Here is a 13,174-nt window from a genome sequence, read left to right as displayed (position 1 = left end):
TTCTTGGAGCCATGAACGGGAAGTGGTGCGAGATATAGTCGATCATTTGGTTCGACTCGTCTCGACTACTCCATGGGCAACAATAACGGGGACCTTCTAGTCATGTGGCTGACTCGAAGGGTTCGGCTTAACATGATGAAAAGGAGCTCCTATGGGGCTCTTTTTTGATAGATATAGAATTTATAGGTTGTCAGCGAAGCTGATGCAATTCTATATCCCAAGAAAACCTACCTTCTAATCGCGGTCGCTCATCCTTGAGAAAAGCCGCGATTGATGTTTTCTTATAATGTGTACAGGCTTTCGTTGTTGCGGCGTATTTCGATGAAAGCACTCAGGAGGTCAGCAATGCGTAATCTTCTGATGAAGGTCAGTTACGACGGTACCGATTATAACGGCTTTCAGACCCAGCCCGGTGGTCACACGATTCAGGATTATTTGGAGGAAGCGATCCGCCGTTTGTCTGGTGAACAGCTTAAGATTACGGCTTCTGGCCGGACAGATGCCGGGGTGCATGCTCGTGCCCAGGTATTCAACTTCTACACAGCTTCTCCAATTCCCGTAGAGCGTTGGTGTATGGCATTAAACACTTGGCTGCCGGAAGATATCGTGGTTTCGGATGCGATGGAGGTACCTATGGAATTCCATTCCCGCCACGCAGCGAAACGGAAAACCTATCGTTTTACCATCAATGCAAACCAATATCCGGATCTATTTAACCGGCGGTACCAGATCCACCATCATGGGAAACTGGATATCGCAGCGATGGAGCAGGGACTTTCTCATCTGATCGGAACGCATGACTATACAACGTTTGCGTCACGGAAGTCGACGAAGCCGTCCCATGTTCGTACTATTTTTGATGCTTGGATCGAGAAGGATACGTCCATGTGCCGTCCGGGCACGAGAGATCAAGGAGTCATTCATACGTATGTATCCGGGAATGGGTTTCTGCAGCATATGGTTCGGATTATTATGGGGACGTTGATTGAGGTAGGGGAAGGTAAGCGCCATCCGGATGACATGTTGGTCATACTGGAAGCCAAAAACCGGGCAGCAGCCGGTCCAACAGCTATGGGCAAGGGCCTGATGTTATGGGAAGTGGAGTATGATATCGCCGAGAAGGGTTAACCTCAATGACCGTCGATATTTAGACCACGGACCAGGCGATCACAAAAAGAAGAAGAAATCGCTTCTGGACGTGATGGGTGACTTGTTTGAATAACACGCATGGTGTAAGGTGGAAAACCAAAAAACACTTGCGGAAGTGGGCGTAATCCTGTATTATATAAGTTGTGTTTTCTTAACGGCTCTCCCACAGCCCCGGTTAAGAAAATACCGAATGCAAGACTGCAACACCATGACAATGCTTTAAACATGATCGAAGATAAATAATGAAAATTAATGATGATTTTCGGACGAATACAAGGAGGAACTATACATGCGTACCACCTATATGGCGAAGCCAAATGAAGTTGAGCGCAAATGGTACATCGTTGATGCCGAAGGCAAGACGCTTGGCCGTTTGGCAAGTGAAGTTGCGGCTCTGATCCGCGGCAAACATAAGCCTCAATTCACTCCACATGTTGACACAGGGGATTTCGTGGTTGTTATCAACTCCGAGAAAATCCACCTCACTGGCAAAAAGATGGAGAACAAGAAATACTATCGTCACTCCCTGCATCCAGGTGGATTGAAAGTAACTGCAGCTCAAGACCTGATTGCTAAATACCCAGAGCGCGTAATCGAAAGCGCGGTTCACGGAATGCTTCCTAAAACTCGCATGGGCGAGAAAATGAAGCTGAGACTGAAAGCATATGCAGGCACAGCACATCCACATGAAGCACAAAAACCAGAAGTTTATGAACTTCGCGGTTAATTAAAAAGGAGGACAGTTTCATGGCACAAGTACAATACTATGGGACAGGTCGTCGTAAACACTCGGTAGCACGTGTACGCCTCGTACCGGGTGAAGGACGCATTGTCATCAATAAACGTGATATTAATGAATATTTCGGTTTGGAAACACTCAAACTGATCGTTAAACAACCTTTGAATCTGACAGAAACACTGGGCAAATATGACGTGCTTGTCATCGCTCACGGTGGCGGCATCTCCGGTCAAGCTGGAGCAATTCGTCACGGTATCTCCCGTGCTCTTCTGAAAGCAGATCCAGAATTCCGTCCTTCTCTGAAAAGAGCTGGATTCCTGACTCGCGACCCTCGTATGAAAGAACGTAAAAAATACGGTCTTAAAGCAGCTCGTCGCGCTCCTCAGTTCTCCAAGCGTTAATATTTCCGATTTACCAAGCCCTTGGCCATTATGGTCAAGGGCTTTTTTACATTATCAGAAAGTAGTTTGTCCACAAAGATATGCACATCATTGACAACACACTTGGAATTCGTTCGCCAAATGTGGGTAGGTTGTTCACATGATGTGCACAGCCTGCGGATAGAAGGATATGCATATGGATGTTCTTACATCGTTAACCACTTGACTTGATATGTAAATAGAGATATATTATTTATTGCGAATTAATTAAGTACTTAAATAATTAATATTTAATCATTAATTAAATAAGTAATTTTCGGAGCAGGGAAGGGGGGATATAGTTGGATCGCAATGAAGAGATTTTTAAGGTGTCGTCGATGTTCCGGGCACTGATGAAGAACATTTCTCAGGAATGGAACAAATCGAGCGCCGGGAAATACAATTTAAGCTTTCCTCAATTTCAGGTACTGTATGTATTAAAGCTGCGCGGGCCTCTGAAGGTATCGGAGCTTGCTGAAGTCTTGTCACTGACACCGCCGGCTATAACCGGACTGACGGATAAATTGGTTGCAGAAGGATATCTGCAGAAAGAACGCGCTGAGGATGACCGCAGAGTTGTCAACATCACGCTCTTGGAACCGGGTCTTGAGATCATTAAGAAAGTGAAGAAGGATCAGAAGGAAATGATTCAAGGTTTTTTTAACTTCCTCTCTGAGGAAGACATTCAGCATTTGAGAAGAATCTTCTCCTTGATGCTGTCAAACATAGATAAAGACAATCACAATGGGTAGAGGTGGAGCATGGAGCATTTAACGCTTAAACGTAAAATTTCAATTATGATAGCGATCATGGCTGCGATGTTCTTCGCAGCCATTAACCAGACGATAACAAGCACCGCAATGCCGCGGATTATCGCCATTCTCGATGGTATGGATTATTATACATGGACCATCAACATTTATTTGTTAACATCAACGATCGCAACGATATTGGTGGGTAAGCTGTCCGACATGTTCGGACGTAAACCGTTTATTTTGATCGGTATATTATTTTTCATGTTAGGGGCGTTCCTAACAGGCACATCGACAGACGTGTACCAGTTCATTATTTATCGTGGTATTCAAGGCATAGGTGCCGGTATTATCCAGTCAACCGCATTTATGTCGGTCGGGGACTTATTCCCTCCTCGGGAACGTGGTAAATGGATGGGGCTGATGACCGCGGTATTCGGTTTTTCCAGTGTCCTTGGTCCTACGCTAGGCGGGTATCTGGTCGATAACATCGAATGGCGTTGGTTGTTCTGGATCTTCCTGCCGCTGGGTGTAGTGGCCTTTATCATGATCTGGACGCTGTTTCCGAAGGTTGAACGCAAACCTGGACAGTCCATTGACTATCTGGGATCTCTGTTCCTTACAACGTCTATCGTTCCTTTACTGCTGGCCTTTTCTTGGGCAGGTACGGAATATCCTTGGGGATCACCGGAGATTATTGGACTCATCGCAGCTTCGGTTGTATCGGCTCTTATCTTTATCTTGGTAGAGATGAAAGCGAAGGAACCTGTATTGCCACTTAGTTTGTTTAAAAATAGTGTCGTTACGGTTTCTAATCTGATTGGATTTTTTATGAACTTTGGTTTGATGGGTGCCATGATTTATATTTCCTTCTATGTTCAAGGTGTACTTGGTATCTCACCAACCTATGCGGGTTATGTAACTATACCCATGTCGATTTTCATGATGGGTACAAGTGCCGTAGCAGGTCAACTCATTGCGAAGAGTGGTAAGTACAAACGGTACGCACTTCTTGGAGTTCCAATTATGATGGTCGGTATGGGAATTATGGTGTTCATGGACAACATCTGGCTTACTGTGGTTAGTACCATTATTTTCGGTATCGGTCTTGGCTTGGGTATGCCGGTATTCTCACTGGCTACGCAGAATGCGGTACCCCACAATGAGCTCGGTGTAGCAACGGCTTCATCCCAATTGTTCCGTAATCTTGGGGGGACGATCGGGATCGCGGTCATGGGTACGGTTATGTCGAACAACCTGACAAAGAATCTGAAGGAAGCTCTTCAGTCAGCTAATGCACCTGATTTTAGCTCTGTGGATCCACAGCTGGCTCAGCAGATGCTCTCCTTCGCCAATCCGCAGACACTGATGAATAAACCGCTGATTGAGCAGACGCAGGCAAGTCTTCCTGCGGAGGTACAGCCATTATTCGTACAAATGATCGATAGTATCCGCGATGCACTTGGAAATACATTGTCGATGGTGTTCCTCACAGGGACGTTAGTTCTCGTAGTCGCACTGCTGCTCGTATTCTTCTTAAAAGAAATTCCACTGCGGACCTCGAATCAGGGATCGGCTCCCAAACCCGAGGATTCGGAAGGGAAAAGTGCCAGTGCTGGTACTAGAACTAAAGAGGTATCGGTGGCAACAACAGACTAAGATTGGTATTTGTCAAAATGTTTGGAAATTGAAGAGAAGGAAGGCCCTTTCTGCTTGTGCAGGAAGGGCTTTTTCGTTTTTATTGGTATCGATTTGATGGTTGACATTTATTAGGAATGTTTTATACTGTATTTAATTCATATTATTTCAGTAGGATTATCGGGAATAATTACGGGGGAGGCATCCAATCATGAATTTGCTGGAGAAAGAGGATTTGATCCGAGTGCAAGCAGAAGAGCTTGAGCATGCATCGGCAGAGGAAGTCATCGCATTTGCGATCAAGACATTTCCCAATATAACGTTTGCTTGCAGTTTTGGAGCAGAAGATGTGGTATTGGTGGATATGATTCAAAAGATTAGCCCGTCGACGGATATTTTTTATCTGGATACCGATTTTCATTTCAAGGAGACATACGAGACGCGGGATCGTATGGCCGAACGTTATGGCCTGGAATTCGTGCGGGTCTCTCCGCTCATTACGCCGGAAGAGCAAGCGGCTCAGCATGGTGAAGCATTATGGAGCGTCAACCCGACGGAGTGCTGTAACATCCGAAAGGTAGAACCATTGACTCGGATTCTGTCTCAATATGAGGCTTGGATTACAGGGATACGAAGAGATCAAGCGCCTACCCGAGCTAATTCGAAGAAGATTGAGTACGATACCAAGTTCGGATTGGTGAAGTTCAATCCGATCGCAGGCTGGACTAGCGAGGATGTGTGGAACTACATCCGAGCTAACGAGATCATCTACAACCCGCTGCATGATCAGAATTATCCAAGCATTGGCTGCGAACATTGCACACGACAGGTCATGCCAGGCGAAGATCCACGTGCTGGACGTTGGTCAGGTCATGAGAAGACGGAGTGCGGACTTCATAAATAAACCAATCATGAACGACTTAGGATCGTATAGTTACAGCATAAGAAGGAGGAATTATTCATGACAGCCATACTCCCTCATGGCGGTACGCTGGTACAGCGGGTAGCCCAAGGAGCAGAGCGTGAAGATTTATTGAAACAGGTCGAGACTCTTCATAAAGTCCCTGTAAACGCCTGGACCATATCGGACCTGGATCTGATCGGGGTCGGGGCATTTTCACCATTGCAAGGATTTCTGAACGAGCAGGATTACAAGTCTGTGGTTTCCTCTATGCGTTTATCGGACGGTACGGTGTGGAGCATACCGGTCACACTGGCTGTTGATGAGCAGACAGCGGCTAAACTTGTCGTCGGCGAGAAGGCGGCACTTGTAGGCGAAGAAGATGGGGTCGTCTATGGCGTTATCGATGTAGAGAGCGTCTACCAGGTGGATCAGCAAGTCGAGGCTGTTCAAGTATTTAAGACCGATGATCCGGAGCATCCAGGCGTGAAGAAGCTTTTTGAACGTCCTTCGACCTATGTAGGCGGGCCGATCCAAGTCTTGAATCGTCCACAGCCTGAACGGTTTGGCGAATTTTATTTTGATCCGGCAGAGACCCGCGAACAGTTCAAAGCCAAGGGCTGGAATACGGTTGTCGGCTTTCAGACGCGTAATCCGGTTCACCGTGCACATGAATACATTCAGAAGAGTGCAATGGAGATTGTAGACGCATTATTCCTCAATCCGCTTGTAGGAGAGACCAAATCGGATGACGTTCCTGCCAATGTGCGAATGAAGAGCTATCTGACCTTGCTGGAGAGCTACTATCCCGCGGATCGCACCTTCCTGGGCGTATTTCCGGCTGCTATGCGTTATGCGGGACCTAGGGAAGCTGTATTTCATGCCATGGTTCGGAAAAACTATGGATGCACCCATTTTATCGTTGGCCGGGATCACGCAGGAGTCGGTGACTATTACGGTACGTATGAGGCGCAGGAAATTTTCAGGAATTTCACTGCAGAAGAGTTGGGTATTACCCCGCTGTTCTTCGAGCACAGCTTCTTCTGCACCACTTGCGGAAACATGGCCTCAAGCAAAACATGTCCGCACCCTAAGGAAAATCATCTGACTTTGTCGGGAACGAAAGTCCGTGGCTTGCTTCGCGAAGGGCAGTGCCCACCGCCGGAATTTACGCGTCCGGAAGTCGCGCAAGTGCTGATCGAAGGCATGAAAGAGCAGATTACGGTATAACAAAGGCATAAATAGCCACCTTGTCCCATATGATGGAGTAGAACAACTCATGGGACGAGGTGGTTTTGTTATGTCCAGGCGGAGAACGGACAAGGTTACGGTGTGGATATCGTTGAAGAGAATCAAGCAAACCATGATTGGAGCTGTGCTGCTGGCACTGCTCATTATCGTTGTAACATACGAAATCCCATCTGCCAAAACGTCGAATACCTGGAGTTTGCCGCTTGCCGGCAAAGTCATCGCCCTTGATGCAGGACATGGCGGACCAGATGGCGGGGCGGTAAGCCGACAAGGTGTCATAGAGAAGGATGTAAACCTGGCGATCACCTTGTATTTACGGGATTATTTGCAGCAGGCAGGCGCGCTCGTCATTATGACAAGAGAAGGAGATTACGATCTGGCTGCAGAAAGCACAAAGGGCTATTCCAAGCGTAAAACGGAAGACCTCAAACAACGCGTGCGGATGATCGAGGACAGTAAAGCAGATCTGTTTATCAGCATGCATCTGAACAGCATTCCGTCCAATCGATGGAGAGGGGCGCAGACCTTTTTCCCTCCGAATAACGGGGAAAGTAAAAAACTCGCCGAATGGATTCAGGCTGAAATCAGACATAACCTGGAGAATACGCAGCGTCTGGCCAAAACGGATGATAAGGTATTTTTGCTCCAGGCCCTGCGCATGCCATCTGCACTGGTGGAGGTCGGTTTCTTGTCCCATCCAGAGGAATCCGAATTGCTCCGTGATGAGAAATATCAGAGAAAGGTCGCAGCTTCCGTGTATAATGGCATTCTGCGTTATACCTCCGGAGAGTCCACCAACGAGTCGTCACAAGCTGCAGAGTAATGGTATAATGGACATGAAATCGAAACACTGTCTATTCCATTACATAGAGCAGAGGTGCTTATATGCTGACTAGAGAAACGGTACAGGAGATACTCCAGCCTTTACGCGATCCCGAAACCGGGAAGAGCCTGATGGAGCTCCAGCGTATTCGAGATATTGTTGTAAAGGAACGCACGGTCCGATTATCCGTGACTTACAGTAGTGAAGATGTACGCGCTTCCCTGGAAGCGCAGATCAGAGAAATTCTTGAAGCTATGGGGGCGGAGGATATACATATCCGCATGCGCCCTCTAGACAACGCTGTTAGCGGAGCAACCCGGGAGGAAGATAACGATCGTGAGAAGCTAACCAAAGGGCATGCTGCCGGCATGGAGCAGAATACGCTCCTTAGCGAGCAGTCCGGCGTTCATTTCATTGCGATTGCAAGCGGCAAAGGCGGCGTTGGCAAATCCACCGTTACGGTGAATTTAGCTGCAGCTTTGGCTCGCCAAGGCAAGAAGGTCGGTTTGATTGACGCGGATATTTACGGCTTCAGCGTACCGGACATGATGGGCATTGAAGAGGGGCCGTCCGTAACCGAAGAGGGCGTCATCCATCCGGTTGAGCGTTTTGGTGTCAAGGTGATGTCCATGGGTTTCTTCATCCGGGAGAATAGTCCGGTGATTTGGCGCGGACCGATGCTTGGCAAAATGCTGCGTCAATTTTTCGCGGATGTCGCTTGGGGGGATCTGGATTACATGCTGCTGGACCTGCCGCCAGGCACAGGGGACGTAGCGCTTGACGTGCATCAGATGATTCCGCAGAGCAAAGAGATCATTGTAACCACCCCGCATGCTACCGCGGCTTTTGTTGCCGCCAGAGCGGGCGCGATGGCCTTGCAGACCGATCACGAAATCTTGGGCGTCGTGGAGAATATGTCCTATTATGTCTGTTCCCATGGCGGGGAGAAGGATTATGTATTTGGTCGTGGAGGCGGCGGAAAGCTTGCCGAGACGCTTCATACCGAGCTGCTTGCGCAGCTTCCGTTAGGCGCGCCGGACAACCACCCATCAGAGCCTGATTTCTCCCCATCGGTGTATAAGGCAGGTACCGAGAGCGCAGGGATCTACGATGAGATAGCCGCAAGAATTGCCGCTAAGCTGGAGGAATCCGTTTAGACAAGTTCCATATTATGAAACAAGCTCCCTAGGTAGGGAGCTTGTTTTCGTTTATGGGATGTGTTGCTTAGCTGCCGCCTCCGCCGCCTCCGCCTTCTCCGCTTTCTTCACCTTCACCGCCACCTTCACCACCGCCGCCTTGCTCTTCTTGTCCCTGTCCTTCGCCTTGTTTTTTCTTCTCCACTTTAGGCTGAAGTTCGTCTTTCACAACCGTTTTGAGCAGTTCCAGCACCTCCATGCGGAACAGCGGGTTCTGCATAGCTTCCTGCATGACGGTCATGGACTGTTTGCGATAATCCGGGGTATTGGTCAATTCAAGAAACGATTTCATCACATCCGGAGACTTTAACATATCCTGAATCGCTTTTTGATACGTCGGGTCCTTGATGAGCTGCATATGCAGCTGCTTGCTTTCGGAATTGATGGCTTTCGCAAAATCACCGGCGAATTGCGGATCGGTCATAATCTTCTCAATTTCCTTCTTATATTCCTCCGACACCAGTGTATCCTTAACCGCCATCCGGATTTGATCCCCTGACTGGGCGGACATCATCCGCATTCCCATCGAGCCTCCGCTGCCGGAGGAACCGCCGGATCCGCCGCCAAGCGCTTCCTCTACCGCCTTTTTACCTTCATCGGTTTTGAGAATGTCGACCACCATGGACTTGATCTCTTTATATCCGAGCTGCGGGGACGAGCTTTGTTCTGCACCACAAGCGGTAAGCACCACGGCAGCAACGAAGACGATAATACATAAACGAAATAACGGCCACTTCATTACCGTTGTCCTCCTTTTTCAAGATCATTGAATTTATAAGTTTTCAGCGGAGCTGAACAAATTCGATAATCGCAAGAAAAACATCCTCTGCATGCGGTCAGTCCTCTGTAAAAGTACGCCGATAGATGTTTTTCTTACGCTTCTTCGCATAGTATGTGATGGATTTGCAGAAATATGTCGGATTCAGAATGGTTTTTTATTGTGAACGTTGGTAAAATAATGATCTGTGGGGGTGGAAGTTAGTTGAGCTTACGAAAGTGGTCTAAATTGTTTTTGAAAACGCTGCTCGTTGGGGCAGTGGCGGCATTAATTGTAGGTCTGATCCTGCAGTTGTTTAACGGCGCGATCGAATTCACGGGAATGGCCGATTTATTGATATACCCGCTGATTTTGTTGGGCTCTGGGGCACTGGTGAGCGTATACTCCCAGATGGGCTTTTTTGCGTACCTGACTTTAAATTATATGGGGATAGGCATTTTCCGCAGGAAAACCTGGCAATACATTCAGATTGTGTTGGCTGTTCTAGCATTGCTGGAGCTGATGTTCTTCCGTACCTTTGTCGGCGGATCCACTAGCTTGCAGCAAGATTTGATTTTGGGTATTTCCATTTTGATTATTGCCGTTGTCGTGGCTTATCTTAAAGTGAAGAGTACAAATGCTAATGCATGGATTCCAACCCTTTTCTTTATGATGGCGATTTCCATTGTGGAGATTATCGGTGTACTGCAAATTGGAGTCAGCAACGCCACGATTTTTATGGTGGTACCATTGCTGATCTGTAATGCATACCAAATTCTGACGCTTCATAAAGTAACACAGGACGAAAAAAAGAGCTAACACCTTAGCTCTTTTTTTGTTAAGCATTATTCAATTACAGGAGGACTTCCTCGAGAGTTTATAGTCCGCCTGCATCCTCGATGCTCTTCTGCAATGAAGCGTGATCGCGAACCTCGGTGCCTTGGGTGCTGCCCTGTTGAAGCAGATCGGTTACCGTAACGAACTCGTAGCCTTTATTACGAAGTTCCTTGATGATAAGTGGGAGTGCTTCATGGGTTTGTTTCACGGAGTCACTGGCGTGCATCAGCACGATGTCTCCCGGGTGCGCTTTGGAGACTACGCGGTCCACAATTTTCTCGACGCCGATATTCTTCCAGTCCCTGGAATCGGTATCCCACTGGATCACCGTGTAGTTAAGGCTTTGGGCTATACCGAGCACTCTTTTGTCAAAATCTCCGTTAGGCATCCGTATTAATTTGGGTTCTTGTCCGGTCATTGCGGTTAAAATAGTATGTGCCGAAGAAATCTGCTTGCGTATTTCCTCATCGGTGAGCGTGCTGTAATTATCGTGCTTGAAGCCGTGGCTCCCGATTTCATATCCGCTTTCCTTAATGGCATTCACGATATCGGGATGCGTTTTGCTCCATGGCGCAGACAGGAAGAAGGTTGCTTTTTGAACTCCATTGTCCTTTAAGGCCTGTAAAATAGGCTCTGCGCGTTTTTCGCCCCAGCTGATGTCAAACGTTAACGCGATCTGTTTCTTGTCCGTAGACACGCTGTAAATCGCTGACGGGTTGTTCTCGGAGAAGACCGAGATGTTGTCACTCTCCACATAAATAACGCCGATTGCAAAGATCGCTGCGGCAAGAACGAAGAAAAACCGCTTAATCTTTCTGCCGTTGAATACATAAAAAGAATTCATAATACGTACGCCCCTCTCCCTTCAGTGTGCAATAGCTTGTTTACACTTTCAACATATGCTCGTACTTGCCAGTTATACCAATTTAGGAGGTTCTCGAATGTTACGTTTTAGCAATTTTCTCAGAGATTTAGGATCCATCCGGAAGGCATTGCTCCTGGCAGCGGTCATATTTATAGCCGGAATCGTGGCGGGAGCGAGTTCAGAGGGGTTCGAACAATTCCTTCTAGGTCAGCTTCAAGGATTAGGGGAGATTAGCCAGCAGCTGGGTTCCTCCGAGCATCCGGAATGGAGCTTCTTTGTCTTTATCTTTCTTAACAACAGCATTAAGAGTGTGTTGGTCATGTTCTCAGGCCTGCTGCTTGGCGTGATACCGTTCTTCTTCCTGGTCATCAATGGTATGGTGATTGGTTTCTTACTGAAAGTCGTGGGGGAGAGCGGAGAGAGTCTGTTTGATCTGATTGTGAAAGGACTGCTGCCTCATGGGATCATCGAGATACCGGTCATAGTGATCGCTTGCGGATATGGTCTTGCTTTTGGCGGGCTGGTGTTAAGAAGCGTAACGGCGACAGGCGAGCGCAGAAGCGGGATAGGCGCGGAGTGGCGCGGCTTTTGGCGTAAGCTGGGGACTGCCTCCTTATGGGTTGTCTTGCTGCTGCTCGTTGCCGCAATGATCGAAAGTACAATTACGTTGTGGCTGATGTCATAATTTCCCCTGAAATTGTGCATACCTAATAAAGCAGCTTAGCAGAGTAAAGAGAGAGCTGCGTGGACAGGGCGTTCATCATCATGCGCAGACAGCATACATTCGGTTTAGAGATCCCGCCAACACGGTTAATCACCATTACATAGGCAAGAGAAGCTTTAATCCGATGGAGTGACGTTACATGTTCGCTTAACTATACAAGGAGGTCCTATCATGCTGGGAATGCTATTCAATGAAAAAGAGTGCAAAGAGCTTGATTATGTACTGCGAAAAGAACTGGATGAGATGCTGCTGGATTTGAGCGACCAACGATTGGACCAAAACATCAGGCAGGCTATAGCTAACCGATATAAAACGGTGTTCCGCATGTATGCCCGGTTTGCCCCGCAGAAAGAACTCTCCAAATATGCGCGTAACGGGAAGTTTCCGCAAATCAAACATTAATTCTGCGAAAAAGTGTTGACTAACCGGCTGAGTATATGGTAAATTAATTTTCGCTTCCTTTTCGAAGGTGATGCCGCCAACCGGCGGCCATCAAACTTCAAAACAAACTTCAAAAAACTTTTTTAAAAAAAGTACTTGCAAAGTTGATAGGAAGTATGATATATTATAAAAGTCGCCGCTGAGATGCGGATGACGAAAGAGAAACACAGATTGATCTTTGAAAACTGAACAACGAGTGAGTAAAACGAACCACTTCGGTGGGACGTTGAAATAGAGAATTGAACAAATTCTCGTCAGTTAAGAAATGAGCAAGTCAAACTTTATTGGAGAGTTTGATCCTGGCTCAGGACGAACGCTGGCGGCGTGCCTAATACATGCAAGTCGAGCGGACCTGATGGAGTGCTTGCACTCCTGAAGGTTAGCGGCGGACGGGTGAGTAACACGTAGGCAACCTGCCCTCAAGACTGGGATAACTACCGGAAACGGTAGCTAATACCGGATAATTTATTTCACAGCATTGTGGAATAATGAAAGACGGAGCAATCTGTCACTTGGGGATGGGCCTGCGGCGCATTAGCTAGTTGGTGGGGTAATGGCTCACCAAGGCGACGATGCGTAGCCGACCTGAGAGGGTGAACGGCCACACTGGGACTGAGACACGGCCCAGACTCCTACGGGAGGCAGCAGTAGGGAATCTTCCGCAATGGGCGAAAGCCTGACG

15 protein-coding genes and 1 rRNA gene are annotated in these 13,174 nt (G+C 47.6%); 13 read left to right on the top strand and 3 right to left on the bottom strand.

Annotated features, from left to right (window positions below):
• Positions 1 to 345: 345 nt before the first annotated feature.
• Positions 346 to 1,128: a tRNA pseudouridine(38-40) synthase TruA gene (gene truA / locus ACETK5_RS31390; protein ID WP_100541545.1), complete on the top strand. Its 783-nt coding sequence runs from the start codon at positions 346 to 348 to the stop codon at positions 1,126 to 1,128.
• A 2-nt stretch (positions 1,129 to 1,130) separates the two neighbouring features.
• On the opposite strand, the gene ACETK5_RS31385 is transcribed toward truA, so the two are convergent.
• Positions 1,131 to 1,376, bottom strand: coding sequence for a hypothetical protein (locus ACETK5_RS31385; RefSeq protein ID WP_165789789.1), 246 nt, complete (start codon positions 1,374 to 1,376; stop codon positions 1,131 to 1,133).
• Positions 1,377 to 1,438: 62 nt separating this feature from the next.
• On the opposite strand from ACETK5_RS31385, the gene rplM reads away from it, so the two are divergent.
• The 8 genes from rplM to ACETK5_RS31345 all read left to right on the top strand — a co-directional run bounded on the left by rplM (position 1,439) and on the right by ACETK5_RS31345 (position 8,829).
• On the top strand, positions 1,439 to 1,876 hold the full coding sequence (rplM, locus tag ACETK5_RS31380; protein WP_100541544.1) for a 50S ribosomal protein L13: 438 nt from the start codon (positions 1,439 to 1,441) through the stop codon (positions 1,874 to 1,876).
• Between the two features lie 20 nt (positions 1,877 to 1,896).
• Positions 1,897 to 2,289, top strand: a complete 393-nt coding sequence (gene rpsI, locus ACETK5_RS31375; RefSeq protein WP_006212891.1) for a 30S ribosomal protein S9 — start codon at positions 1,897 to 1,899, stop codon at positions 2,287 to 2,289.
• Between the two features lie 320 nt (positions 2,290 to 2,609).
• Entirely contained in the window at positions 2,610 to 3,059 is a 450-nt protein-coding gene (locus tag ACETK5_RS31370) for a MarR family winged helix-turn-helix transcriptional regulator (protein WP_100541543.1), read from the top strand.
• A gap of 9 nt (positions 3,060 to 3,068) precedes the next feature.
• Positions 3,069 to 4,718 carry an MDR family MFS transporter gene (locus tag ACETK5_RS31365; RefSeq protein WP_100541542.1) on the top strand — a complete coding sequence of 550 codons (1,650 nt, stop codon included), beginning with the start codon at positions 3,069 to 3,071 and terminating at the stop codon, positions 4,716 to 4,718.
• 190 nt (positions 4,719 to 4,908) lie between these two features.
• Entirely contained in the window at positions 4,909 to 5,601 is a 693-nt protein-coding gene (locus tag ACETK5_RS31360) for a phosphoadenylyl-sulfate reductase (protein ID WP_100541541.1), read from the top strand.
• A 57-nt stretch (positions 5,602 to 5,658) separates the two neighbouring features.
• A complete protein-coding gene (gene sat / locus ACETK5_RS31355; RefSeq protein ID WP_394059654.1) occupies positions 5,659 to 6,828 on the top strand; it encodes a sulfate adenylyltransferase in 1,170 nt (389 codons plus the stop codon).
• A 70-nt stretch (positions 6,829 to 6,898) separates the two neighbouring features.
• Positions 6,899 to 7,672 (top strand): N-acetylmuramoyl-L-alanine amidase CwlD, encoded by a 774-nt coding sequence (cwlD, locus tag ACETK5_RS31350; protein ID WP_100541539.1) that lies wholly within the window; start codon positions 6,899 to 6,901, stop codon positions 7,670 to 7,672.
• A gap of 62 nt (positions 7,673 to 7,734) precedes the next feature.
• Complete coding sequence (locus ACETK5_RS31345) at positions 7,735 to 8,829, top strand: Mrp/NBP35 family ATP-binding protein (RefSeq protein WP_100541538.1); 1,095 nt, start codon at positions 7,735 to 7,737, stop codon at positions 8,827 to 8,829.
• Between the two features lie 67 nt (positions 8,830 to 8,896).
• Here the strand turns inward: ACETK5_RS31345 and gerD are convergent, their stop codons facing one another.
• Positions 8,897 to 9,607 carry a spore germination lipoprotein GerD gene (gene gerD, locus ACETK5_RS31340; RefSeq protein ID WP_100541537.1) on the bottom strand — a complete coding sequence of 237 codons (711 nt, stop codon included), beginning with the start codon at positions 9,605 to 9,607 and terminating at the stop codon, positions 8,897 to 8,899.
• Between the two features lie 243 nt (positions 9,608 to 9,850).
• On the opposite strand from gerD, the gene ACETK5_RS31335 reads away from it, so the two are divergent.
• Positions 9,851 to 10,444, top strand: coding sequence for a KinB-signaling pathway activation protein (locus ACETK5_RS31335; protein WP_100541536.1), 594 nt, complete (start codon positions 9,851 to 9,853; stop codon positions 10,442 to 10,444).
• Positions 10,445 to 10,502: 58 nt separating this feature from the next.
• On the opposite strand, the gene pdaB is transcribed toward ACETK5_RS31335, so the two are convergent.
• Entirely contained in the window at positions 10,503 to 11,306 is an 804-nt protein-coding gene (gene pdaB, locus ACETK5_RS31330) for a polysaccharide deacetylase family sporulation protein PdaB (RefSeq protein WP_100541535.1), read from the bottom strand.
• 97 nt (positions 11,307 to 11,403) lie between these two features.
• On the opposite strand from pdaB, the gene ACETK5_RS31325 reads away from it, so the two are divergent.
• The 3 genes from ACETK5_RS31325 to ACETK5_RS31315 all read left to right on the top strand — a co-directional run.
• Positions 11,404 to 12,012 (top strand): stage II sporulation protein M, encoded by a 609-nt coding sequence (locus ACETK5_RS31325; RefSeq protein ID WP_100541534.1) that lies wholly within the window; start codon positions 11,404 to 11,406, stop codon positions 12,010 to 12,012.
• 210 nt (positions 12,013 to 12,222) lie between these two features.
• Entirely contained in the window at positions 12,223 to 12,453 is a 231-nt protein-coding gene (locus tag ACETK5_RS31320; RefSeq protein ID WP_009592811.1) for a hypothetical protein, read from the top strand.
• A 320-nt stretch (positions 12,454 to 12,773) separates the two neighbouring features.
• Positions 12,774 to 13,174, top strand: a 16S ribosomal RNA gene (locus ACETK5_RS31315); the annotation flags it as partial.

The organism is Paenibacillus ilasis (assembly GCF_043195395.1).
In the GTDB taxonomy this organism is placed as follows: Bacteria; Bacillota; Bacilli; order Paenibacillales; family Paenibacillaceae; genus Paenibacillus_AQ; species Paenibacillus_AQ lautus.
The sequence above is the reverse complement of the archived record's forward strand: the minus strand, read 5'-3'. Positions and strand labels throughout refer to the sequence as shown.

What these genes read in the sequence shown, in the direction of transcription:
- ACETK5_RS31360 (WP_100541541.1), top strand. Translation starts at nt 4,909, where the DNA reads ATGAATTTGCTGGAGAAAGAGGATTTGATCCGAGTGCAAGCAGAAGAG.
- ACETK5_RS31320 (WP_009592811.1), top strand. Translation starts at nt 12,223, where the DNA reads ATGCTGGGAATGCTATTCAATGAAAAAGAGTGCAAAGAGCTTGATTAT.
- ACETK5_RS31385 (WP_165789789.1), bottom strand. Translation starts at nt 1,376, where the DNA reads ATGTTTAAAGCATTGTCATGGTGTTGCAGTCTTGCATTCGGTATTTTC.
- gerD (WP_100541537.1), bottom strand. Translation starts at nt 9,607, where the DNA reads ATGAAGTGGCCGTTATTTCGTTTATGTATTATCGTCTTCGTTGCTGCC.
- sat (WP_394059654.1), top strand. Translation starts at nt 5,659, where the DNA reads ATGACAGCCATACTCCCTCATGGCGGTACGCTGGTACAGCGGGTAGCC.
- truA (WP_100541545.1), top strand. Translation starts at nt 346, where the DNA reads ATGCGTAATCTTCTGATGAAGGTCAGTTACGACGGTACCGATTATAAC.
- pdaB (WP_100541535.1), bottom strand. Translation starts at nt 11,306, where the DNA reads ATGAATTCTTTTTATGTATTCAACGGCAGAAAGATTAAGCGGTTTTTC.
- rplM (WP_100541544.1), top strand. Translation starts at nt 1,439, where the DNA reads ATGCGTACCACCTATATGGCGAAGCCAAATGAAGTTGAGCGCAAATGG.
- cwlD (WP_100541539.1), top strand. Translation starts at nt 6,899, where the DNA reads ATGTCCAGGCGGAGAACGGACAAGGTTACGGTGTGGATATCGTTGAAG.
- ACETK5_RS31345 (WP_100541538.1), top strand. Translation starts at nt 7,735, where the DNA reads ATGCTGACTAGAGAAACGGTACAGGAGATACTCCAGCCTTTACGCGAT.
- ACETK5_RS31325 (WP_100541534.1), top strand. Translation starts at nt 11,404, where the DNA reads ATGTTACGTTTTAGCAATTTTCTCAGAGATTTAGGATCCATCCGGAAG.
- rpsI (WP_006212891.1), top strand. Translation starts at nt 1,897, where the DNA reads ATGGCACAAGTACAATACTATGGGACAGGTCGTCGTAAACACTCGGTA.
- ACETK5_RS31365 (WP_100541542.1), top strand. Translation starts at nt 3,069, where the DNA reads ATGGAGCATTTAACGCTTAAACGTAAAATTTCAATTATGATAGCGATC.